This is a genomic window from Chitinophaga sp. Ak27 (assembly GCF_012726295.1).
Taxonomy (GTDB): domain Bacteria; phylum Bacteroidota; class Bacteroidia; order Chitinophagales; family Chitinophagaceae; genus Chitinophaga.
Window position 1 is genome coordinate 29658 of the sequence record NZ_JABAOB010000007.1, and the last position, 22885, is coordinate 52542.

A 22885-nucleotide genomic window follows, 5' to 3' on the forward strand; every position below is an offset into this window, starting at 1 on the left:
AAAAGGTTTTTGTAGCCCTGATATTATTTTGTTGCAAGCTGATATTGCAGTTACTCCTCACCAGGTTAATCCGCCACCACTGCGCAAAAAAAAATATTATTTCCATTTTGGGGGTTTTTGAATTTCTTTTCGTCCTTCTGCTATAACACTTACAAGCAAGTAAATGATCGAGCAGCAGCGGATAAATTTATTGATGACCAGGAAGGTAGCCGGGGAGGCTTCCCTGGAAGAGTTGGCAGAACTGGATGAACTGCTGTTGCAATATCCTGAGCTTCAATATACTTATACAATTGTAGCAGATATCCGGGAGGTGAAAGAAACCGGGGCATTTTCGGCCGCTGAAGAACAGCAGTTGCTGAAAGATGGACTGGCAAATATGGAGCGATTGATAGCTGTAGCCGAAGAAAGCCCGGTAAAGCGGTTATTCCCCTGGAAGATAAGCGCCGGTATAGCCGCGTGCATAGCGGTGCTGGTGGCGGTATATGGTATATGGAAAATGCCGCGCAATGGCAGTTATGGAAATGAGATAGTGACGAAGAACGGTTCTAAAACCGCTGTAGTATTACCAGACGGTACTAACGTGGTGCTCAATGCCTGCAGCCGCCTGAAATATGATGTGAATAAATTTCTGAATGGTAACCGGGAAGTAGTGCTCACTGGAGAAGCTTATTTTGATGTGAAGCATGATCCACAGCATCCTTTTATTATCCAAACCGCTCATGCCAGTATAAAGGTATTAGGTACTGTTTTTAATGTGAAAGCCTATGCGGAAGATGCTACTATAGAGACTACCCTGCTCAGTGGTAAAGTGGAAGTGAGTTTCCGCGAAGGTGCTGCCGGTAAAGTAAACAAGGTAGTAGTGCTGGAGCCGGAACAAAAGCTGGTTATAGATAAGCAACCCATGAATGCTGCTGCACAAAGCAGTCGTAATGATACCATTCATACTTTCGCCATTACCCCACTGAAAGTGAATAACCAGGGCGATAGCAGTAAACAGCAGGAAACTGCCTGGATGAACGACCGCTTTGAATTTGATAATATTACGCTGGAACAGTTATCACACGACCTGGAACGCTGGTATAACATAACGATCCGCTTTAAAAACGATAAATATAAGCAGGAAGTATTTACAGGCGCTTTCCGCAAACAGCGTATTGAGCAGGTATTGCAGGCTTTGCAGTTAATGTCGGCAGATATGCACTACGAAGTGAACAGTAAGGAGAATGTTATTTACATATGGTAGTCACTTGGCTGAATAATCATTCATGAACATATAAATCAAATTACTTTTTTATTGCTGACAGCAAATAAAAAAGGGAAATGCTCGAACATTCCCCTTTTCAAAGTGCTGGCTAAACAACGTAAACCGATCCACACAATCTGGTAATGGCCTAATTATTTAACCTAACGAAACAAATTTATGAAAAAAAGTTATTGGTGGCCTTCTAATATCCCCCAGCGGGATATGAGGAAACTTCTACTGCGTATGAAACTAACTTCCGTATTGCTTTGTGCTGGTTTCTTGCAGCTGAGCGCACATGGGTTTTCACAGGAGAAAATCAGTGTTGATTACAAAAGTATCAGCATTGGTAAGCTCCTGAACATAATCGGGAAGAAGAGCGATTATACCATTGTGTACAAAAACAGCGCTATTCCCGAAACAAAGATTGCCATTAAAATGGATGATGCACCCGTGAAAGATGTGTTAGACAGGGCATTGGCGGGTACCTCGCTGAATTACCGGATCATGGCCGATAACCTGGTCGTGATTATGAAAGCGGGAGAAACCATGCAGTCGGTGAAAGTAAAAGGACAGGTGAAAGATGAGGAAGGTGTTCCGTTAATTGGGGTAACCGTATTGATAAAAGGGACCACGCAAGGTGCCAAAACAGATGCCCAGGGCCGCTATGAGCTAGAAGCTCCGGAGAATGCCATACTCGAATTTTCTTATGTGGGATATGAAACCAGGCAATTACCGGTAAAAGGAGCACAGGGAGTAATGGTAGTAATGAAGGCCAACGCCAGCGGCCTGAATGAAGTAGTGGTAGTAGGTTATGGCAAACAAAAAAGAGTAAACCTGAGTGGAGCGGTAGATAATATATCTGGTAAAGCCCTGGAGAGCAGACCTATTACCAACGTAGGAACAGGTTTACAAGGGTTGATTCCCAACCTGAACATTACGGTAGCCAGTGGCCGGTCTTCCGATGCTCCCGGATTTAACCTGCGTGGTTATACTTCGCTAAACGGTGGCGATCCTTTTATCCTGGTAGATAATATTCCCTTTACCGCAGATGAAGTATCACGTTTGAATCCTGCTGACATTGAAAGTGTATCAGTATTGAAAGATGCGGCATCAGCGGCCATTTATGGCGCCCGCGCAGCTTTCGGCGTAGTGTTGATCACCACAAAAACCGCTAAGGATGGCCGTTTGTCGGTATCTGCAAATGCTAACTATGCTGTGCGTACTTTAGGCGCTGTTCCTAAAATTATTACCGATCCCCTGGTAGTTATGCAGATGAAACATGATGCCGCCACACCATTGTATGACCTGTACCCCGATGCAGTGAGGGCTTATGCCGCCAAGCGCTCTAAAGATCCTTCCTTACCCGCTGTTATTGTAGATCCTACCAATCCTAATGCTTATGCATATTATGGTACCACCGACTGGCTACATGAGGTGTATAATAAGTCTGCACCAGCATTGACAGCCAACTTCAGCATTGCCCGCGGCGATGACAAACTGAATTATTATTTATCAGGCGAATATTATAAGCAAGATGGTATGTTGCGCAGCAACCCCGATATCTATACCCGTTATAATCTCCGCGCCAAGGCAACCTATACCTTCAACGATCGTTTTAAACTGGGTACCAACACGGTATATACCAATATGAACTATGACCAGCCTACCAACGCAAGCTGGCTGTTTTTCCATAATGCTAACCGTACTCCGTCCTTATCCGTTCCTAAAAACCCGGATGGTACCTGGACTTCAGATGGCGCTTATTTGTTAGGGAAATTACAGAGCGGCGGTCGTACGAACAGCAACATGGGCGAATTCCTGACCACGCTGAATACAGAAATAGGATTGGTAAAAAATGTATGGAGCCTGAAAGCAGATGTCACTTTCCGTCGCAGTAACGGTACCGGTAGTTCCTATGTAATCCCTGTAGCATATCGTACCGGCCCTAATCAGCCGTTCCAATACACCGATGGCAACCAGTCGAGTGCCAGCAACAATGCCAGTCAGACTAAGTACAATGTATTTAACATCTATTCCGATTTCAACAAGAGATTTGGTAAACATGACCTGGGAGCGGTGGTAGGTTTCAACCAGGAGTATTATAATTTCAACACGTTTTCTGCCAGCGTCAATGGTTTGATCAGCCCTGCTTATCCTACCACTGCATTGGCTACCGGCGCTGTAAAGCAGGGCCAGAATATTTCAGACTGGGCAGTAAGAGGGATTTTTTACCGGGTTAACTACGCTTTCGATGATAAATACCTGCTGGAATTAAACGGTCGTAGAGACGGATCTTCCCGCTTCCCGTCTGAACATCGCTGGGGTTTCTTCCCATCGGCATCTGCCGCCTGGGTATTGTCTAAAGAAAAATTCTTTAAACCGGTAACAGAAGCACTGAAATTCGATGCCTTCAAGTTACGTGGATCCTATGGTTCACTGGGTGATCAGAACTATCTGAACTATGGATACCTGGCCACGATGAATGCCAATACCATCAATACTATCCTGGATGGTAAGCAACCAGTGGCGGTATTTCAACCTTCTCCGGTAACACCAGACTACACCTGGGAAACCGTAAGATCGATTAACGGTGGTGTGGATGTTTCCCTGCTGAAAGAGCGCTTGACGGTGAGTTATGATCGCTATACCCGCTTTACGGAAGGTATGTTCCAGAAGAGTAAAACATTGCCTGCCGTATATGGCGCTTCAGAACCCGTGACCAACGCGGCTAACCTGAAAACCCGTGGCCAGGAACTTAGCATCGTTTGGCGCGACCAGTTTAACATCAATAAAAATCCATTCTCCTATAGTGTGAAAGTTGCGCTGGCAGACAGCCGTACGTTTATCACCAAGTACGATAATCCCAGCGGCACACTCAGCGATCATTACAAAGGGAAAGAGATGGGCGAAATCTGGGGCCTTACAACGGAAGGGTATTTCCAGAATGATGCAGAGCTGAAAAGCCATGCCGACCAAACCAAGGTAGGAGAGGATGATCAGAACTATAAATTCTATGTAGGCGATCTGAAATTCAAAGACCTGAATGGTGATGGCGAAATCAGCTATGGTAAAAACACATTAAGCGATCCGGGGGATAGAAAAATTATTGGTAACAGTAGCCCCCGTTTCCCCTACAGCGTGGATATGAGCGCGTCTTACAAAGGATTTGATATCCGCATATTTGCGCAGGGCATTGGTAAGAGAGATTGGTATCCTGGTGGAGGAAATCACTATTTCTGGGGTATCTATGCACAACCATGGACCAACGTGAATGTGCAGAATATGGATCACTGGACGCCGGAAAATCCTAATGCCTATTTCCCACGTGTAAAGGCTTATATCGCCGAAGATGGAGATGAGTTGAGTGCGCCGCAAACTAAGTACCTGCAAAATGCCGCTTACCTGCGCCTCAAAAACGTAACATTGGGATATACGCTGCCCAAGAATGTTACAGATAGAATGAAGATCAGCCGCCTTCGGTTTTATTTCAGCGCGGAAAATATCTTCACTATCTCTCACCTGAAAGTAAACCTCGATCCGGAAGGGCTGGATGGTACTATTTACCCATTCCAGAAAACTTATTCGTTTGGTTTGAATATGAATTTTTAATGTATTCTAAAATGTGCATCATGAAAAATCTGAGGCTATATTTATCATTTATTATACTGGGAAGCGCCGCTGCTGCTTGTAACAAAGATTACCTGGAGCGATTGCCCCAAACCAACATTGTACCTGAAGCTTTTTTTAATACCACCAAAGACCTGGAAACTTATACCAATGGCTTCTATGTGAAGGACTATTACCAGACGGATGACATTAACTCGGATAATATTTCCAGCTACAGTGGTGGCGGTGAAATGGATCTGCTGGTGGAAAATGGCATCAATCCTACTACCGTAGGTGGATGGGACGACTGGAGTGACTTACGCAGCTTTAACTTTATGCTGGATAATGTGTCCAAAACAACCGGCGACCAGGTTACTATTAACCATTATATTGGTATTGCGCGTTTTTTCCGTGCCAGGTTTTATATGGCTAAGGTGGCCCGCTATTCTGATGTACCCTGGTATTCACATGCCTTATCTAATCTCGACTCGTCGTTGTACAAGCCACGCGATCCACGTACCCTGGTGGTAGATTCCATTATGGCTGATTTGCAGTTTGCGGTGGATAACATTAAACCAGATCAGGGAAATAATACCCGTGTTACTAAATGGACGGCACTCGCATTGATGGCCCGTTTCGGGGTATTTGAAGGAACTTTCCGCAAGTATCACGATGAGCTGAACCTGCAGGCAACTGCCGGTACATATTTACAAAAGGCAGCCTGGGCCTGTGAGCAGCTGATGGCTTCCGGTAAATTTAAGATTTACAATACCGGCAAAGGGGCCGCAGATTACCGCGCGTTGTTTGCCAGTGGTTCTTTGTCCGGCAATCCTGAAATGATACAGTGGGTAGATTTCCAGCAAAGTTTAGGCCGTGGTAATAATACGCATGCCGTACTGGGGTGGACCTGGTCGCTGAGTCAAAGCCTGGTATATGCTTATCTGATGACAGATGGTACACCGTTTACTTCTACTCCGGGCTATGCTAAACAGGATTTCGTCAGCGTTTTTTCTAACCGCGATCCACGTTTAGCCGAAACCGTAGCCTACCCGGGATTCTCTACTACCAATGATAAAAGCTATTATATTCCTAAGCCCAACCTGGGAGGATTTGATCAGCTGAAGTTTTATCCACGTGATCCGGCGCAGCGCCAGGGTTGGGGTGCAGATTACACTGCGCTTCCGCTGTTCCGCTATGCCGAAGTTCTGCTGAACTATGCAGAGGCGAAAGCTGAGCTGGGTACGTTAACACAAACAGATATTGATAATACCGTTAATCAGCTCAGGGACCGCGTTCAAATGCCTCACCTGAACATGGGACTGGCTAATGCAGCACCCGATCCTGTACAGGCAGCGGCTTATTCGAATGTGACCGGCGCCAATAAAGGCGTATTGCTGGAAATCAGAAGAGAAAGAAGGGTAGAAACAGCCTGCGAAGGATTGCGTTTTAACGATGTTAACAGATGGAAGGCCGGTATGCGCTTCCAGGATTCCCAACAAGGCATGTATGTAGCTGCGCTGGGTGGTATCGACATGACTGGCGACGGAAAAGCGGATATCGCTATCCTGGCATCTCCTACAGATACTTCCGCATTGGCAGGTTTACCGGCAGATGTACGGGCCAGCGTCGCCAGGTTTTATCTGAAGGATAACAATGGAAAAGACAATAACTTCTACCTGGAAAGTGGCACTTCCGGCCACATTATGTTTACGCGTGATCGCGACAGCAAACGGGTATTCATAGAACCAAAATATTACTATCGCCCAATACCATTGTCACAGTTAGTATTGAATGCGAATCTCAAGCAGATTTTTGGCTGGTAATGTTGTAGACTAATGATTTGTTGGAATGAAAAGAAAATGCCATCTCTTCACGGAGATGGCATTTCTTTGTCTGGTTCCGCATCCGGGCCTGTGTCGTCTACCCCATCAGGCCCAAATAGTTGAATTAATAACCGTCGTTTTGTACGAGGTTAGGATTGATGCTCATTTGTCTGAATGGAATTGGAAACAGTTTGTATTTATCAGCGGATGGCTGATGATCCCACCAGGTAGCGGTGGTGAATTTGTTAAAGCGGATCAGGTCTGTACGGCGCTTTCCTTCGAAAATGAATTCGCGGCCTCTTTCTGCCAGTAATTCATCCATGGTGAGGGAATTGGTCGTATAGGCTTCTTTAGGCCAATCGGCCGGCTTAAAGGCGCGTTTTTTACAGGTGTTGATCAGGTCTACTGCTTCCTGGGTAGCTACACCGCCGGCTTTCCGCATAAGCGCTTCTGCCTTGTTGTAATAAATTTCAGTGAGGCGGTATAATACGAAGTCATTGCCCCAGTAGTTAGGATCGTCTAGTTTACCAGGCAGGTATTTCGCGAAACGCGCGCCGCTATTCTCTTCTCCACGGGTCATGCCACCAGGTCCGGTTTCTCCTTCTGAATTTCTGCGGATCTCTTTCACAAATACCAGTGGCTTGTTGTTGTACTCTTCTGTACCCAGTACCAGGCTGTCGCCTACACTGGTGCGCAGTGCCGGATCTTTTTTCTGCGGACCAATGAGCATCCAGTTTTGTTTACGGAGGTCATTGTCTTTGAAGGCATCGTAGGCGGTGGGTATTACTACGATACCATTGTTACCATCGCGGTCTACGTTGTATACCTGGCGTTGGCGGTAGTGCCAGAAATCGCCGTTCCATCCGAAGCGGAAGTTACCGTTTCTGAAGTCGTAGGCAATCTGGAACAGGTCTTCCGGAGATGTAGCATTGGTATTGGCAAATGCACGGAAGATATCTGGTTCCAGGGCAGGAATGGAACCGCTGAGGGAGCCACCGTCACCTGCAATAATTTTATTGCAATAGGTGATACAGTCATCCCAGCGTTCGGTGCCGGACCATTCTTTGGCATTGAGGTAAAGCTCTACCAGCATGGCATAGGCGCCTGCTTTGGTAACGCGGCCCACCATGTCGGCGGATAAAGGTTTCAGCTGTTCTACGTTGTCCTTGATTTCTTTTTCAATAAAGGCAAATACTTCCTTCCGGGGTTTGGTTGGAGGTGTTTCCGGAATACCTACTTCGGTTACGATGGGAATATTGCCGTAGAGGTCCATCAGTTTGAGATAGTGCCAGGCTCGGAGCACTTTCGTTTCTGCAATAATGCTGACTTTATCGGCTTCGGTCATACCAATTTTGGTAAAATCCAGTTTAGTAAAGTCGGCGATGGAGTTGTTACAGAAGCCCATTCCCCAGAACATAAGTCGCCATGGATTCCAGGCGTTGTCGTCGTTGGCGATCCAGGTATGGTTGTGCAGGCGGATCCAGTTACCGCCATCATAGCCGTGGCGGCCTTTTTGCGGCCATGCCAGCTGATCGGCTGATAATTCCTGGAGACGCCAGTAGCCGGTTTGCCCGGTAGGAGCAGCCCAGGCGTTAGCGTGCGTAAAGGGGCGTAATACGGCGGCCAGCACTTCTTCCCGGTTATGATAAAAGTTATCCGCGGTGATAACGCTGTATGGCTTTTCATCGAGCTTGGTACAGGCACTCATGCCGAGCGCCAGTAAAGCTGCACTGATATATACTTTAGTTTTTTTCATGCGTGTCGGTTTTACTGCTTTTAGAATCCAATGTTCAATCCGATGGTATAGGAACGGGTACGTGGATAAAATCCTCTTCCATCTATACCGGAATCCAGGGCGGTATCTTCCAGTTCCGGATCCAGGCCACTGTATTTGGTAAAGGTGGCAATGTTACGGCCGCTCGCATATACGCGCAGGTTGCGGATATACTTGGTTTTCAGCTTGAAGTTATAGCCGAGGGTAATGTTATCCAGCTTCACGAAATCACCTTTTTCCAGGTAATAATCGGAAAATTGCGGATCTGCATTGATCTTGCTGTTTTTGCCGATAGCGCTGCTCAGCATATTGTTGGGCGCCCATTTCTTGTTACCGAAATACATATCCTGGAGATTGAGGATTTTGAAGCCAAACTTGCCACGGAAAAACACGCTCAGGTCAAAGTTTTTATAGTGAAAAGTGTTGTTCCAGGAAGCCATGTATTTAGGGATACCATTGCCTAATACTACTTTATCATCCTGGTTTACTTCTGAAGGAGTGCCTTTAGTGCCATCTTTTTTATAGAACAGCCAGTTACCATCATCTGTAAGACCTGCATAGCGGTAACCATAGAAGGTACCCAGCGGTCCGCCTTCCACTACGCGGATAGCAGGGCCCAGGTTACCCGGGGAAGGAAGGTCCCCAAAATACTGTTCGGTAGCTTTGTAGATATTGTTGGAGAACGATACCATTTTATTCCGCTGGGAGTTGAAAGTCACATCACTGTTCCATACGAAATCCCTGGTTTTTACCGGTACGGCATTAATCACTACTTCCACACCATTATTGGAAATGGTACCTACGTTGGTAAAGATGTTGTCGACGATGTTAGGAGGCAATGCTGCTGCATAACCGAACAACAGGTCCACTGTTTTGCGGCTGTATACGTCGATAGCGCCACCCAACCTGTTTTGCAACAGGGAGAAGTCCAGACCCACGTTGAATTCTTTTTTCTTTTCCCATCTCAGGTTTGGATTCGGGTTTTTATCCGGGCCATAGGTCTGTATCCACTTACCATATTGGAGGTAAGCACCACCGGTGCCCAGTGTGATCAGTGATTTGTAGTTGGGAATGCCCTGGTTACCGGTAATACCGTAACCAGCACGCAGTTTCAGGTTGTTGATTACGGTAAGGTTTTGCATAAATGCTTCTTTGGAGATCACCCATCCTGCTGATACCGCAGGGAAGTTACCCCATTTGTAGTTGGCTCCAAACCGGGAAGAACCTTCATGGCGCAGGATGGCCTGCAGCATGTATTTCTGTTTGTAGTTATAGTTCAAACGGCCGAAGAACGCGATAAGGGTATTGTCTTCCTTAAAGCTGTTCTGGGAAGGACGTGGCAGTTTTGGATCGTTGATAGCGTTACCGGCGTTGATATTCCAGTCCTGGAAGGCATCGGTAAGGAACCCGTTGTTATCCATATCGTAGGTTTCCAGTGTTTGGTATTGATAGCTATAACCGCCCATCAGGTTGAACGTATGATCACTGTTAACGGTTTTGGTATAATCTGCGGTTGCTTCAAATGTTTTACTCAGGTCGGTATGATTACCTTTATAAGCATAACCACCACCGGAGTAATCCTGGATAGAGGAGCGTGACAACTTACTGCGGTAGTTGCGGTCGTTCCACTCGTCGCGGAGAATGGCGCCGAAGGCAGATAGTTTCAGATCGCGGATTGGCTCCAGGGTCAGGCGGGCATCGCCGGAGTAAGTTTTCTGATCGCGGTCATACAGTTCCTGCTGTAAGCGGGCCAGCGGGTTATAGTTATTGTACCCGTTGGTTTCGATAAATTTCCCATTGGCATCATAAATAGGAGCGGTAGGATTGCGTTGTACGGCCTGTTCGAAGTCCGCGCCGTTGCCGCCTGCTTTATCGCCGCTGTTACCACCATTGAGATTGGCTTTGTTGAAGTTGGTAGCCAGGTTCATGGCGAGGGTCAGTTTACCCTGTAATCCTGTTTGATTTACGTTTACCCTGCCACCATATTGTTTACGGCCGTTTTCTATGGCAATACCATTGGCATCGCTGTAGTAGAGGGAGGCTCTGTAATTGCTGTTGGCGGTACCGCCTGAAGCGGCGAAGTTGTGATAATGGCTAAGGTTGTTTTTATCCAGCAGCAGGTCGTACATATCAACATCGGCGCCCTGGTTGTTGCTGGCTCCGGCTACTTTTACGTAGTCGGCAGCGCTGAGCATGTGAGGTCTTTTGGCTACGCCTTCACGTTGCAGGTAAGTAGAGTAGGTATACTGCGGATCGCCGGCTTTCCCTTTTTTGGTGGTGATGAGGATTACGCCGTTGTTACCGCGGGTACCATATATAGCTGCTGCGGCACCATCTTTCAGTACGTCGAAGCTGGCGATGTCATCTTGCTGCAGCAGGTCGAGGTTGCCGCCGGGAATACCGTCAATAACGATCAGGGGGCTCATGTTGCCGGAGATGGAGCTGATACCTCTGATTTGGATGGAGGCGCCACTGTTAGGGTTGTTACCCTGTGTTCTGGTAACAGATAAGCCGGCCACTTTACCCTGGATAAGGTCCATCGGTGAGCGGGAGCCGCCCTGGTTAAAGCTTTCAGGCTTTACGGTGGCTACGGAGGTAGTTACCTCATTTCTTTTTTGTGTACCATAACCTACCACTACGATGTCTTGTAATGATTTAACGGCAGCAGTAAGTTTAATAAGCATAGGTGCGCCTTTGCTGGCAGGAACTTCTTGTGGCTGATATCCCACGAAGGAAAAAATCAGGACGCTGTTTTCCGGCGCCTGCAGAGAAAAGGTACCATCTGCTTTGGTAACCGTACCGGTACTGGTATTTTTTACCTGGACGGAAACTCCCGGAATGACGGATTGGTCGCTACCGTCCATTACCTTTCCGGTTACAGTTCTGCTCTGGGAAGAGGCGAACAGCGAAAGGAGCATCAGGACAGTAGCGGCAATACTCGTCCGAGCCCAAAACGTGGATCGTTTGTGCATATACATTTATTGATATTGGTTAATAAAGATGCCTGTCTGAATTATTGAAAAAACGATTTAGCAATAAGGGTACAGGCTGTTTCTTAGAATTTGAGTTACGTTTTTTTAATTGTTTTAGAATAGTGCAAATACCTCCATAGGAGGCAGTAACCTGGTTTCCATTCAGGTTTACATGGTTCCTCTAATGATGTAGCATAAGTAAAAATCACTGGTCGCTTATAGTACCTTCCTTATAATACTATATCGATTTAGCTAACAACGAGAATAACAAGTTTATTTTTTTAATACAGCACCGGAATATGCTTTATACACCTTTTAGTTTTTTCGTTCATACGCGGTATCTCCTATCACTATTTGTTAACGATCATTTTACTGTCATTAAAAAATCGATTTAGCAAATATGGTCAAAAAAAAGATTCATGGGAATCTCTGGTTTGAATAACAAGTTAATTAACGGACACAATTTCTCTAACTCAGGAATAAAAGTAATACTTATTTGCATTAAATGAAATCATTTTTAACATTTTTTTCTGAATGTCGCAGTGAGAGGAAGGAATGAAAAAAGAAGCCCTCAGCAGCAAGCTGCCGAAGGCCTTGTTTTACAGGATAATTTATTCGTTTATGCCTTCCGGTGGGAGGAAAGGAGCTAAATAGTTTCCCTGGACACGTCGGCTGCTTTAGCCGCCTGTGTATCCCGGGTATTTTTTTGTACGGTAATAGCACCGAAAACACTGAGTAGAAATGCGAACGCATAAAACCCTTTTTCACTGGGAGCCAGCGTAGCATTCCATAGACCCACGGTCAACAGCAAAATGGTGAGGAGCATAGATACCCAGCTCAGTCCATAATAAATATCAGTAACAGGAATGCCCTCGATTTTATCTCTCACACATTTCTGCACAGATACGGCGGAAAACAATCCGTACATCAATACGGTGAAGTAATATCCTTTTTCATTCAGTTGCATGGTGGCATTCCAAAGACCAATAACAAAGCCCAGAATACCTGCTAGTACAGCCACCCAGGAGGCAGCAATAAATGCCATTGATGGTTTTTGCTTCATAGATTGATTTACTTTTTATTGTTGGGATTAGGTTTGATGGCTAACAAAAGTGCGCTTTTAGCATATTGGTGGCCTGTTGTAATAATACTAATTTATTTGATGATCCGCTATATGGGAAAAAAAAAGTCCTGAACAGTGTGTCCAGGACTTCCATAATTTGTAGCGAGGAGCGGATTCGAACCACTGACCTTCGGGTTATGAGCCCGACGAGCTACCTCTGCTCTACCTCGCAATGTGGTTGCAAATGTAGGTAAATAATTTAAACTACAAAATTTAACGATTAATTTTTTTGAGTACTGACGAGCATTTCACGGGAATTGTGATCATATTGTCTAAACAACAATCCTGTGTAATGTATTGCTGTACAGTGTTTCAAGGTAGTTGCTGTGAGATGGGATTTTTGATGAATTGCAGCAGAAAAAAATATTTTCTGGTGGTTGCTAAAAGTGGATCGCCGCTTTTGACAGCTACAAACCGCTATCAGTAAAAAAATCCGGGTACCTGCAAGGCATCCGGGTAGATAACGGCATACCGTTATCTACCCGGAAAAAAAATTATATATCGGAATAATTGACAGGTCTCAAAAAGAGGATATCTGATTTGGATACGTTGTGACTATATTCTTCCAGGGCAGACAGGCTTTTCCACCTGGGATCGGCGCTAAATGCCTTCCAGTGTGCGTCCCGGTCTTCTTTGCTATTAAAGGTGGTCATATACATAAGGTTGGGCATCCGGGGGCCGGAAATAACCGATGCATAAAATACGGCATGGAAACCCAGGCTTTTGAAAATGCCAATTTCGTCGCCCGTATTAAACATTTTTACCTTGTTAATATGGTATTTTTCAGATGGGCTTTCATAACTGCGTAGTTCGTATACCCGTTCGCTTTTGGGCGCAGACAGAACAGGTGCTTCCATAATGGGCATCCCAGGAAATGCCTGCAATAGAATAGATTCTATACGGGCAAAGGGAATATTATTCCAGGGTGCATCCGTATAGGCCTGGCTGTTAGCTGACAGCAATTTATCTGCCTGCAGGGTTTTATCGAGGTTTACGAATTGTTCCATCGATTGAAATGGAATGAATACATAGATCCGGATATCTGCGGTATCGGGCGTAACGGGTTTGAAAACGCCCGCCTGTTTGATACCTGCCCGGTGCAATGCCGGCAGGAAAGCCTTTTCCAGGTAATTGTCTACCAATGCCTCCTGGGAAGTAGTGGTAAGATGATAGATCTTGATCTGGTAGAATTGCCGCTCTTTTGCAAAAAGTGCAGTGCTGCAAAACAACAGGAATGCCAATAAAAAGGTGGAATTTCTCATAATAAAATGAATTGTATAATTGACAAAATACTGCAAATAAATCAGGATTTATAGTACTGGGTTGAATGCACTAAATTTGAAGGATCTAAAAATGTAATTTATGTCTGAACCGGTAATGTTAATAGAACAAGCTAACAATAGAGGTACTTTATATGCCGTAGTAGAACAGGACGACCGGGTAGCTTATTTTTATCTTTATCCGTCTGAATTGCTGACGTCTAAATATTCTCCGCGCCCCTGCTGGTTGCGTAATTTAAAGCCGGCCCCAGCAAAAAAAGATGTGGCCGCTATGAAAGAAGGCATGGCGCCTATGCTGGAGGTGGCTTTCTGCAATCATCCGCAGGGAAAGGAACCATTGGAAAAAGAGCGGCTGGCGATTGTATGGATGGAGGAAGGCGATGGCGCTGCCGTTATGTATGATGGCGAAATGCTGGGTGTTATCCCGGGCTGGAGTTTATATAACGAAGAGCATTCGGTAGCCTATGCGGCTGATTGTATCGGCGCCGGCGACACAGACCGTCTGATGCCTCTGGGGAAGAGAGGCGCCAATGCCATGTATGACCGGGTAGACCAGGCTATTGCCTTCTGGAATGAATGGTCGAATGAAACCTCCCAGGCATGGAGCATTTTACAGGACAAATATATTAAAGCCTACGAGGCGGCTTTGGGCCCCCTGCAGCAATATTACGCGATAGATGGTGATCAATGGCCGCCAATGGCTATCGGCAAATTTGAAAAAGAGGCCATCGTGTATTTGCTCACGCTAGGCGTAAGCATACGACCCATGCCATGGGTGGAGTTGTTATATAATGAAAGAGCGCCCGGTTTTCGGAGGATGGAACTGGCCATGGCCTTCCGTAAAGACGATTTCAGCGACAAGGAGATCATGAATATGGGTAGCTTTATGTCAGGGCTGGCCGACCGTCCATGGAAACAGATGACCTGGCTGGGTGAAGGACATACGGTTAAATCTGATGAGCTGATAGCTCCCTTCGAAAGCATAGTGCTTTCTTCCGCCCTATACAATGGCCCGGAAATCCAACTGCCGGAAGTATATGGAGACAAGGTGAATTTATACTGGCTATCGCCCATTACCAAACTGGAACGCGAATATGCCCATGTGCGGCCTAATGCGGGCTACTACCTGTTGGAAAAAATGATTGAGCACAATTTGAATCACGTCGCTGCCAAACGGGCAGAGTTACCGTTTGAATAAATATTGATACACAGGTATGCAGCGATAAAATAATGCTGCATACCTATCTCTCCAAAAAAAAATAAAAAAAACGCCCCCCTTGATGTAACGAAATCATGGTTTCGGCTACTAATCCTTCAAATAAAACCCAATATGCAATACATCATGAAAACTATAGGCCTGTTAGCCATTGTATTTGTTGGCCTTTTCACAGGCAACGCCAATGGACAGCAACAACCCCTGCTGGAAAAATCACTCCTCTGGAAAGTAACCGGGAAAGGATTAACCCAACCATCTTACTTATACGGCACAATCCATATGATATGTGACGCCGATTTTAAAATAGCCACCAAAACGAAGAACGCTTTTGAGCAGGCATCGCAACTGGTACTGGAGGCCGATTTATTTAACCCTTCAACACCTGCACTGGTGAAAGCGGCTATGACAGCGGATACACCACTAAGCAAGAAACTTTCTCCAACAGAATATACCATGCTGGATTCTCTGATGCAGCAGAAAATGGGTATGACCCTGAAACCTTTCGATAATTTCAAACTCACCATGGTAATGGCCCTGATGGCACAAAAATTATTTTCGTGTGCACAACCCAAATCATACGAGATGACTTTCAATCAGATGGCTACCGTTAAAAAGCTGCCGGTAGGGGCACTGGAAACGGTACAAGAGCAGCTCGACCTGATGAATAAGGCATTTTCAGACGAGCAGATTATTACCCAGGTAAAAGGATTTGATAGCGCCCGGATAATGATGAATGAAATGGTAGAAAATTATAAAGCAGAAGATGTAGGCGCCCTGTATAACCGGATGGTGGAGGAGTTAACAGATAAACATACCATCCAGATAATGCTCGAAGAAAGAAACCTTCATTGGGTAACGGAGATGCCGGAAATGATGCAGAAAGGTTCCAGCTTTTTTGCTGTAGGAGCAGGCCACCTGGGAGGACCTATAGGCATCATTACCTTACTGAGAAAGCAAGGATATACCGTGACGCCTGTTATGAACTAAAACTCCTGCTACTTTTTTATTAACCTTGTACTGCCGGAATAATACCGGTCATCAATGGTGCCCGTTGTGATTAAAACAGCTATAACAGATATGAACCTACGATTATTCTCCGCCATTGGTATAATGGCATTGACATTTGCTGCCTGCGGCGATAAAACGCCTGCAGTTTCCTCAACACCAGGTTTAACCCTCACAGGCACCTGGAAATTGGCCTATAGTAAAATGATTAAGAATGGCGATACTACCAGTACCTTTCCGGTAGCAGGGCTGGAAATGATCAAGCTATTTAACGGCAGCCATTTTGCTTTTTTTCAACACGACTTATCAAAAGGTACCGACACCAGTAATGCCGTGTATTCATCCGGCGCTGGCACCTATGTATTGTCGGGCGATAAATATGAAGAACACCTGCAATATTGCAGCTATAGGGGCTGGGAGGATAAGCATTTCTCTTTTACGCTCACATTGCACAATGATACATTGATACAGCGTGGGATAGAGAAAATTGATAGCCTGCAGGTAAACCATGAGATTATAGAAGCGTATATCCGTTTACGTTAAAATATTTTTCCTATGAGTGCAAATTATCCTTTTCAAACGATCGACTGGACAACTATTGAAAAGACGGCGCATCCGGGTGAAACGGGAACTGCCTGGTGGCAAACCTTGCAGTTGCCAGGTCTGCGTTTGCGTATCGTAGAATACTCTCCCGGATACCTGGCGGACCACTGGTGCCAGAAAGGGCATGTGGTACACTGTTTACAGGGAGCCTTTGTGAGTGAATTGCAGAATGGTGATCGCTTTGAGTTATTGGAAGGAATGACTTATGTAGTAGCAGATGAAATGAGTAGCCATCGTTCTATATCTGAGGCAGGGGTAAAATTGCTGATCATTGACGGTGATTTTCTAAAGCCCTGATCAATCATTTTTTAAAGGTTATGATGTGTTTGTTAATCCCGTTTTGAATACCCGTCTATCATGCAATTGTTTGGTTGCTTATGTCTCCTTCGTTTAATAAATGTAAATTCGCCCTTTCCGCTATGGGATTGATTCTTAAAGATATTTAAACATTCCTGCTTAACAATGTATTAACCATCTGACATCTTTTATAGCATTACTTTTAGGTTAAGTTTTAAAGTCAGGAATGCAAAATAAACCACTTTCAACCATGGTAATAAACCATAGAAAATTCATTTTTTCTAATTACCGGCAACAATAAGAACAAATATTTTTCCTAATCAGTCTCTCTAAAAGGAAATGAGCATGCAACAAAACAACCAAGATGCGGTCCTCCTGGATCTGCTAAAAGATGGGAGCGCGCAAGCTTTTACAACTGTGTACCACAAGTACCATCACATGCTAATGGTCATGGCCTGTGATATGTTGAAAGACGTAAACAAGGCAGAAGATTTATTGCAGGAGTTTTTCATGGATTTCTGGCACAAAAAGCTGTTTCTCAAAATTGATATTAATTATCAAAACAGGGATAAGGACAGCATCATGAAGAATTATCTGTATGCCAGTATTCGTAATCGTTGTTTGAATAAGATTACCAGGGAGAAGAAATTTATTTCCGACATCCCGGATGAACCTTTTCTGCCTAATGATCCGCTGGAAAGCAAAGAAATTTATACACAGGTGAACAGCGCGCTGAAGAAGAAAGTACCGCCCAAGTCCTCTGCAGCCTTCCGTTTAAGACATTATGAGCAAAAGAGCCATAAAGAAATTGCTGCGGAAATGAATACCAGTATTCAAACCGTAAAGAATCAAATCGGTACTGCCGTAAAAATTTTACGCGGTTACTTTAGTCCCGCTCACCTGTAAGCCAGGTCCTTCCCCTATTATTTACAAATTGCATGGATGCTTTGTTGCGCTACCTCTAACAGGGTAATGACCTTTCTATGCTCATCATATCCGGGAATGCAGCGCTACAAAGCAACGGCAGGAGGGATTGCCGGACCAGGACAGGATCTGCATGAAGCGTAAGCTTTATTGCAGACCTGTCTTTTTAATCATACTATGTCAAACAGGGGATAATAAAAAACCGGGAACCAAATGTCCCCGGTTCTTACCTGTGGATTGTACATACTAGTACCCGGGATTTTGATTCACATTGGCATTCGCGCCGGTTTCCGCTTCGGGAATAGGTTGTAGTCTCCTGAAATCAGTCGTCTTAACATCGGTATAAAATGCATATGCTTTCACCCCCATATTTTGCCGGGTAAAGGCTACATTGGTGCGGGTAAGATCAAAGAATCTCAATCCTTCAAACGCCAGTTCCTTGCGTCTTTCGGTAATGATAGCAGTTACCAGCGCTTGGCCGGTATACGTATATGCGATGAGGTTAGGGTCCCGGTTTTGTGCTACCTGGTTAAGATATTTCAAGGCATCTGGTTCGCTACCCAGGCGGGCATAAGATTCTGCCAGTGTTAGTAATACTTCCGCATACCGAAGCAGCTTCACTTCGTCTTTATCTGTTTTATTGGCATTCTGGTATTTGTTTACCTGGTAAGCCTGGTAGCTTCCCCTTTTTCCATCGAGCATCAATCCCAGCCGCCTGTCGCTCGCCGTGTACAAGGCATAGGTATCATCGGTTACCAGCAAATCGCCCAATCCATTGGGAGAATAAATATAATCCATTCCTTCTGGACCATTGTTGGCCGCAGGGGAATTATTCAACTCAAAAATGGTTTCCTGTTTGTCGGTGCGGGCTACCGCCGATGCCCAGTAACTACTAAAGCTATTGGCATCTGGCGCCAGGGTATAACCACCATTGGTTGCCACGAGTAACGCAGCATCACGGGCATGCTCGTAATCACCCTTATACAGATATGCCCTGGCCTGAAGTGCTTTCGCCGCATACTTAGCGATAAAATTGGAGCTGGTAGTATGAATAGCCGGTGTAACGTCGGGCATCAGCGTATAGGCACTGTCCAGGTCGGCGATAATTTGTGTGTATACATCTGCTACACTGGCCCGTGCCGGCTTAATGTAAGCGCCGCCTACTTCGGTAGATACGGTTACCAGCGGTACTCCATCAGCACTTGGTTTTACTGTGTAGGGAGTGGCAAACCAGTTTACCAGGTTAAGGTAGCAAAGCGCCCTGATCGTATAGGCTTCCCCACGCAGCTGATTTACATTGGCCGACACTTTCAGATGGGCGCCAATAATCCGGTTAGCCTGGAGAATGCTGTAGTAACTCTGTGACCACAATAGCTTTGCCTCCGGGCTTGATGCGGTAAAGGTGTAAGCATACTGCATCAGCAGGCGCGTGGAATTGGTACTGCTCAGATAGATATTGTCTGCCAGCAAATCACCGAATACTACTGCATTACGGCCAAACAGGTAATAGCTGTCCAGGTTCCGGTACAAGCCGGCAAGTGCTTCCATCATATCTTTATCGGTGAGTATGCCGTTTTCAACTGATACAGATGTGGAAGGCTCCTCATCCAGGAACTTTTTACTGCAGGACGACATCGTTACTACAAATGCCAGCAAAAGTGAGAGATGGATATATCTTTTTTTCATTTTCATCATCGTTTAAAGTCCAACATTAATACCGAGTGTATAAGTTTTGTATTTCAACATATTCTGATAGTCATAGCCGGAATAATTGACTTCCGGGTCAAATGGCAGCCGGCTGTCGAAGGTCTTGAGAAACAGGTTGGTACCCCTGGCATATACATGCAGTTTGCTTACCCCCAACCGTTTGGCAACCGGTATGTTTTTAAAGTCATATCCTATGCTGAGGTTCTGCAAGCGAATGTGATCGCCGCGATATAAACGATAGGTGCTGGTGGAATTGTCGGTAGTAGTGGAGTACTTAGGTACATCGGTTTGCTGCCCGGGTGTAGTCCAGCGCCGGTCATAGATAAACTGGTACTTATTGTAAGTATAATAGGCGCCGGAAGTGAAATAAATGTCGGATGCCCCATATACCCAGTATCCCAGGTTGTAGTTAATATCGACACCCAGGCTAATGCCCTGGTAGGTAAATACATTGCTGAACCCACCGGTAGCTTTGGGAACCGACTGCCTGTTGAGTACTACATAGGCTGCTTTGGAAATATCGGTGGTAGTGGTACCATGTCCTCCGTCGGTGTAATACAGTGGACTACCAGTTTGAGTATCTACTCCGGCAAATTCTTTCATGTAGTAGGTGTTGAAGCTATACCCTTCTTTCAGGTAAAACTGGTCGTTGCGTTCGTTGGTATTTTTTGGTAGCCTGGTGATCACATTTTTATTGAGAGATAAGTTGAAATTACTGTACCAGTTGAAGTTCCGGAGCTTTACCACATCTCCCTTAATCGTAAACTCCCAGCCTTTGTTAGCCATAGCGCCTACGTTCTGGCTCACGCTGCCAAAACCGGTGGAAAGGGAAGTGGGCACAGACCTGATCAGTCCATCAATGTTATTGTAGTAATAATCTACCGTCAGTATGAACCGGTCGGCCATAAACCCGATATCAGTACCGGCGTCAAACTTTTTGGACGTTTCCCAGCGCAGGTCCGTGTTTCCAATCACGGAATATTGGCTACCATTATAACCCGCATAGCTATACGTACTGCTATAGCTTACCTGTGGCATCCAGTCGTAGTTGCCGAGATTGGCATTACCGGTGGTGCCATAGGAAGAGCGCAGTTTCAGGGAAGATAGGATATGTTGTTGCCGGAAGAAGTTTTCTTCCTGTACATTCCAGGTACCTCCTATAGAATAGAAGCTGGCATTGCGGTGATTGGCAGGAAACCTGGAGGAGCCATCTCTGCGGAAGGAGGCATTGAGCGCATACTTGTTTTGATAGTTCACCCCGGCATTGGAATACATCGAAGTAAACGCATAGTTGCTGATTTGACCATAGGCGCCGGTGGGCGTGGCAGCATTACTAAGCGCGGTCAGGTCTTCATGGCTGGACGGGAAGCCGGTGCCGACTGCTGCCAGCAGGTACTTTTTGGATTTCTGCGCTTCGTATCCTACTGCAGCCGTTACGTAAAAGTTATCATACCCGGGTATATCATAGCGATAATCGAGCTGGTTGCGGGTAAGCCAGTTAAAGTAACGGGTATAATAGTTTTTACTGGTACCGCCGGAAGATACACCATCACCCATGGTGGCATTTAAGAACATGGTTTCTTCCAACAGGTTGTAGTCGATGCTGTAATAGCTGGTATAGGTCAGTTTATCCCAGATATTCCATTTAAGCCGGGTATTACCCAGCACCCGGGTTTCCGACAAGTGTTTGTTATCATATTGTGCGATCCATAGCGGGTTGTACACACCGGGGAAATTGATATTTCCTGCGGTGCTGGTATTGATAGAGCCATCATCGTTGTAGGCCAGCTGATAGGGCCGCAGGATGCGCGCCGCATAGGTGGGATTACCGGAATAATTACTGCTATAGGGCGTGTTTTGATCTACGTTGGAAAAGTTGATGCCGGCCGACAATTGGATTCGCTTGTTAATCTGGTGATCGAAGTTGAAGAGCCCGGATATTCTTTTAAAGTCGGCGCCGATGGTGGTGGCTTGCTGATCGAAATAGCCGGCGGAGGCAAATAGTTTTGTTTTTTCTGTACCTCCGTTGATGCTTACATTATACTGTTGTTGCCGTCCGTTGCGGGTAACCAGGTCGTACCAGTTATTGCTTTTTCCACTGTTTAATCCATATTTATCGGCGGCATCTTTTACCTGTGCCTCAGTGTAACCGGAGTTGCTGAGTGCTTCTTTGAATAACTCGGCATATTGACTGGCATTGAGTGGTTGGCCGGCATGCGGTAACCCGATAGGGCTGGTATTGCCACCTTCTGCATCAATTCTTACCTGGGTTTTTCCCAGTTTGCCGCGTTTGGTGGTGATAACAATTACGCCGGTAGCGCCACGGGAGCCATACAAAGCAGTCGCAGCGGCATCTTTGAGCACATCTATACTCTCGATATCATTTTGATTGATGCCTGCCAGTGCGTTGGAGGTAGTTACGGCACCTGATAAACTGCCGGAGTTAACGATCATGCCATCCACGACGATCAGTGGATCGGAAGATAACGATAACGACCCAACGCCCCTGATACGGATATTGACATTGGCGCCTGGTTGACCGCTGGTTAAAGGGGCTACTACACCGGCCACCTGTCCCTGCATGGCCTGCATAAAGGACGAGAAGGGTTTGTTTTCCAGTGCGTTGCCCCGGATGCTGCCAATAGCGCTGGCATTGGTGGCCCGGGTGGTGGTCCGGTAGGGATCTGTAATGATGATTTCATCGAGAGTGCGAACGGCCTGTTGCAGGCGAACGTTTACCTGGTTACTGTTAGCGATTACCTGCTGAGGTGCATATCCCATCATGCTGAAAGAGAGCAAAGCTCCTTTGGTTACCTGCTTAAAGTGATAATAACCATTGGCATCTGTAGGGATGGCGTGAGCGGTGCCGACTACTCGTACCACTACGCCAGGTATGGGATGGCCAAGAGAGTCGGTAACGGTACCGCTTACGCTGATGGAGTCGGCCGGGGTGATGGTACCCCGTAAGTTAGCCGCAGTGGAAGTAGCTGCAATGCCGTGCGCATGGAAGAAGAAAACAAAGCATACGATCATCAGCTTTGTTATCATGCGGAAGTTGAAAATACCTGGCCGGGTGTTAAATGCAGGCAGCAAGGCATTTACACGACCCTCGGTACGAACGTTGAAAATCATATTTGTTAATTACAGGTGATAAATCAGATTGCTTGTAATCCGGCACAAGATTGCCTTGTATGCAAGGCGCCGACTTGCATACGCGCGTTAAAGCCTGACCAGCTATCAGCTGAGATGTCTGAAAGAACGGCAGATTGATAACCGGTTGCTTAATAATGCTGGTGTATGTTTCCTGGTTTT

At 45.8% G+C, this 22885-nt stretch carries 14 protein-coding genes and 1 tRNA gene; 8 read left to right on the plus strand and 7 right to left on the minus strand.

Annotated elements, in window-relative coordinates:
* Window positions 1–193 precede the first annotated feature (193 nt).
* From HGH90_RS22160 to HGH90_RS22170, 3 genes are all read left to right on the plus strand, one after another.
* On the plus strand, window positions 194–1243 hold the full coding sequence (locus HGH90_RS22160) for a FecR family protein (RefSeq protein WP_168766018.1): 1050 nt from the start codon (window positions 194–196) through the stop codon (window positions 1241–1243).
* A 243-nt stretch (window positions 1244–1486) separates the two neighbouring features.
* Window positions 1487–4852: a SusC/RagA family TonB-linked outer membrane protein gene (locus HGH90_RS22165; protein WP_211172667.1), complete on the plus strand. Its 3366-nt coding sequence runs from the start codon at window positions 1487–1489 to the stop codon at window positions 4850–4852.
* 20 nt (window positions 4853–4872) lie between these two features.
* The gene (locus HGH90_RS22170) at window positions 4873–6672 is read left to right on the plus strand and encodes a RagB/SusD family nutrient uptake outer membrane protein (RefSeq protein ID WP_211093059.1); all 1800 of its coding nucleotides are present in this window, start codon (window positions 4873–4875) and stop codon (window positions 6670–6672) included.
* Between the two features lie 124 nt (window positions 6673–6796).
* On the opposite strand, the gene HGH90_RS22175 is transcribed toward HGH90_RS22170, so the two are convergent.
* The 5 genes from HGH90_RS22175 to HGH90_RS22195 form a co-directional block, all read right to left on the minus strand.
* Window positions 6797–8428: a RagB/SusD family nutrient uptake outer membrane protein gene (locus HGH90_RS22175; RefSeq protein ID WP_169191902.1), complete on the minus strand. Its 1632-nt coding sequence runs from the start codon at window positions 8426–8428 to the stop codon at window positions 6797–6799.
* A 20-nt stretch (window positions 8429–8448) separates the two neighbouring features.
* Window positions 8449–11418 (minus strand): SusC/RagA family TonB-linked outer membrane protein, encoded by a 2970-nt coding sequence (locus HGH90_RS22180; RefSeq protein WP_168766012.1) that lies wholly within the window; start codon window positions 11416–11418, stop codon window positions 8449–8451.
* Window positions 11419–12064: 646 nt separating this feature from the next.
* Window positions 12065–12481 carry an inner membrane protein YiaA gene (gene yiaA / locus HGH90_RS22185; RefSeq protein ID WP_145674097.1) on the minus strand — a complete coding sequence of 139 codons (417 nt, stop codon included), beginning with the start codon at window positions 12479–12481 and terminating at the stop codon, window positions 12065–12067.
* A 160-nt stretch (window positions 12482–12641) separates the two neighbouring features.
* Window positions 12642–12713: transfer RNA gene (locus tag HGH90_RS22190), tRNA-Met, on the minus strand.
* A 322-nt stretch (window positions 12714–13035) separates the two neighbouring features.
* Window positions 13036–13803 carry an NIPSNAP family protein gene (locus HGH90_RS22195; protein WP_168766010.1) on the minus strand — a complete coding sequence of 256 codons (768 nt, stop codon included), beginning with the start codon at window positions 13801–13803 and terminating at the stop codon, window positions 13036–13038.
* A 100-nt stretch (window positions 13804–13903) separates the two neighbouring features.
* Here HGH90_RS22195 and HGH90_RS22200 point away from each other — a divergent pair, with 100 nt between their 5' ends.
* The 5 genes from HGH90_RS22200 to HGH90_RS22220 all read left to right on the plus strand — a co-directional run bounded on the left by HGH90_RS22200 (window position 13904) and on the right by HGH90_RS22220 (window position 17848).
* Complete coding sequence (locus tag HGH90_RS22200) at window positions 13904–15019, plus strand: suppressor of fused domain protein (protein ID WP_169191903.1); 1116 nt, start codon at window positions 13904–13906, stop codon at window positions 15017–15019.
* A 144-nt stretch (window positions 15020–15163) separates the two neighbouring features.
* Window positions 15164–16024, plus strand: a complete 861-nt coding sequence (locus HGH90_RS22205) for a TraB/GumN family protein (RefSeq protein WP_169191904.1) — start codon at window positions 15164–15166, stop codon at window positions 16022–16024.
* 90 nt (window positions 16025–16114) lie between these two features.
* On the plus strand, window positions 16115–16585 hold the full coding sequence (locus HGH90_RS22210; protein ID WP_168766005.1) for a hypothetical protein: 471 nt from the start codon (window positions 16115–16117) through the stop codon (window positions 16583–16585).
* 12 nt (window positions 16586–16597) lie between these two features.
* Entirely contained in the window at window positions 16598–16942 is a 345-nt protein-coding gene (locus HGH90_RS22215; RefSeq protein ID WP_168766004.1) for a DHCW motif cupin fold protein, read from the plus strand.
* Between the two features lie 345 nt (window positions 16943–17287).
* Complete coding sequence (locus HGH90_RS22220; RefSeq protein WP_168766002.1) at window positions 17288–17848, plus strand: RNA polymerase sigma factor; 561 nt, start codon at window positions 17288–17290, stop codon at window positions 17846–17848.
* Between the two features lie 264 nt (window positions 17849–18112).
* On the opposite strand, the gene HGH90_RS22225 is transcribed toward HGH90_RS22220, so the two are convergent.
* Complete coding sequence (locus tag HGH90_RS22225) at window positions 18113–19552, minus strand: RagB/SusD family nutrient uptake outer membrane protein (protein WP_168766000.1); 1440 nt, start codon at window positions 19550–19552, stop codon at window positions 18113–18115.
* 12 nt (window positions 19553–19564) lie between these two features.
* On the minus strand, window positions 19565–22705 hold the full coding sequence (locus tag HGH90_RS22230) for a SusC/RagA family TonB-linked outer membrane protein (protein WP_169191905.1): 3141 nt from the start codon (window positions 22703–22705) through the stop codon (window positions 19565–19567).
* Window positions 22706–22885: the final 180 nt, after the last annotated feature.

Coding starts and splice junctions, on each gene's coding strand:
- HGH90_RS22165 (WP_211172667.1), top strand. CDS start 1,487: ATGAAACTAACTTCCGTATTGCTTTGTGCTGGTTTCTTGCAGCTGAGC.
- HGH90_RS22230 (WP_169191905.1), bottom strand. CDS start 22,705: ATGATTTTCAACGTTCGTACCGAGGGTCGTGTAAATGCCTTGCTGCCT.
- HGH90_RS22215 (WP_168766004.1), top strand. CDS start 16,598: ATGAGTGCAAATTATCCTTTTCAAACGATCGACTGGACAACTATTGAA.
- HGH90_RS22210 (WP_168766005.1), top strand. CDS start 16,115: ATGAACCTACGATTATTCTCCGCCATTGGTATAATGGCATTGACATTT.
- HGH90_RS22170 (WP_211093059.1), top strand. CDS start 4,873: ATGAAAAATCTGAGGCTATATTTATCATTTATTATACTGGGAAGCGCC.
- yiaA (WP_145674097.1), bottom strand. CDS start 12,481: ATGAAGCAAAAACCATCAATGGCATTTATTGCTGCCTCCTGGGTGGCT.
- HGH90_RS22160 (WP_168766018.1), top strand. CDS start 194: ATGACCAGGAAGGTAGCCGGGGAGGCTTCCCTGGAAGAGTTGGCAGAA.
- HGH90_RS22205 (WP_169191904.1), top strand. CDS start 15,164: ATGAAAACTATAGGCCTGTTAGCCATTGTATTTGTTGGCCTTTTCACA.
- HGH90_RS22195 (WP_168766010.1), bottom strand. CDS start 13,803: ATGAGAAATTCCACCTTTTTATTGGCATTCCTGTTGTTTTGCAGCACT.
- HGH90_RS22175 (WP_169191902.1), bottom strand. CDS start 8,428: ATGAAAAAAACTAAAGTATATATCAGTGCAGCTTTACTGGCGCTCGGC.
- HGH90_RS22225 (WP_168766000.1), bottom strand. CDS start 19,552: ATGAAAAAAAGATATATCCATCTCTCACTTTTGCTGGCATTTGTAGTA.
- HGH90_RS22180 (WP_168766012.1), bottom strand. CDS start 11,418: ATGCACAAACGATCCACGTTTTGGGCTCGGACGAGTATTGCCGCTACT.
- HGH90_RS22220 (WP_168766002.1), top strand. CDS start 17,288: ATGCAACAAAACAACCAAGATGCGGTCCTCCTGGATCTGCTAAAAGAT.
- HGH90_RS22200 (WP_169191903.1), top strand. CDS start 13,904: ATGTCTGAACCGGTAATGTTAATAGAACAAGCTAACAATAGAGGTACT.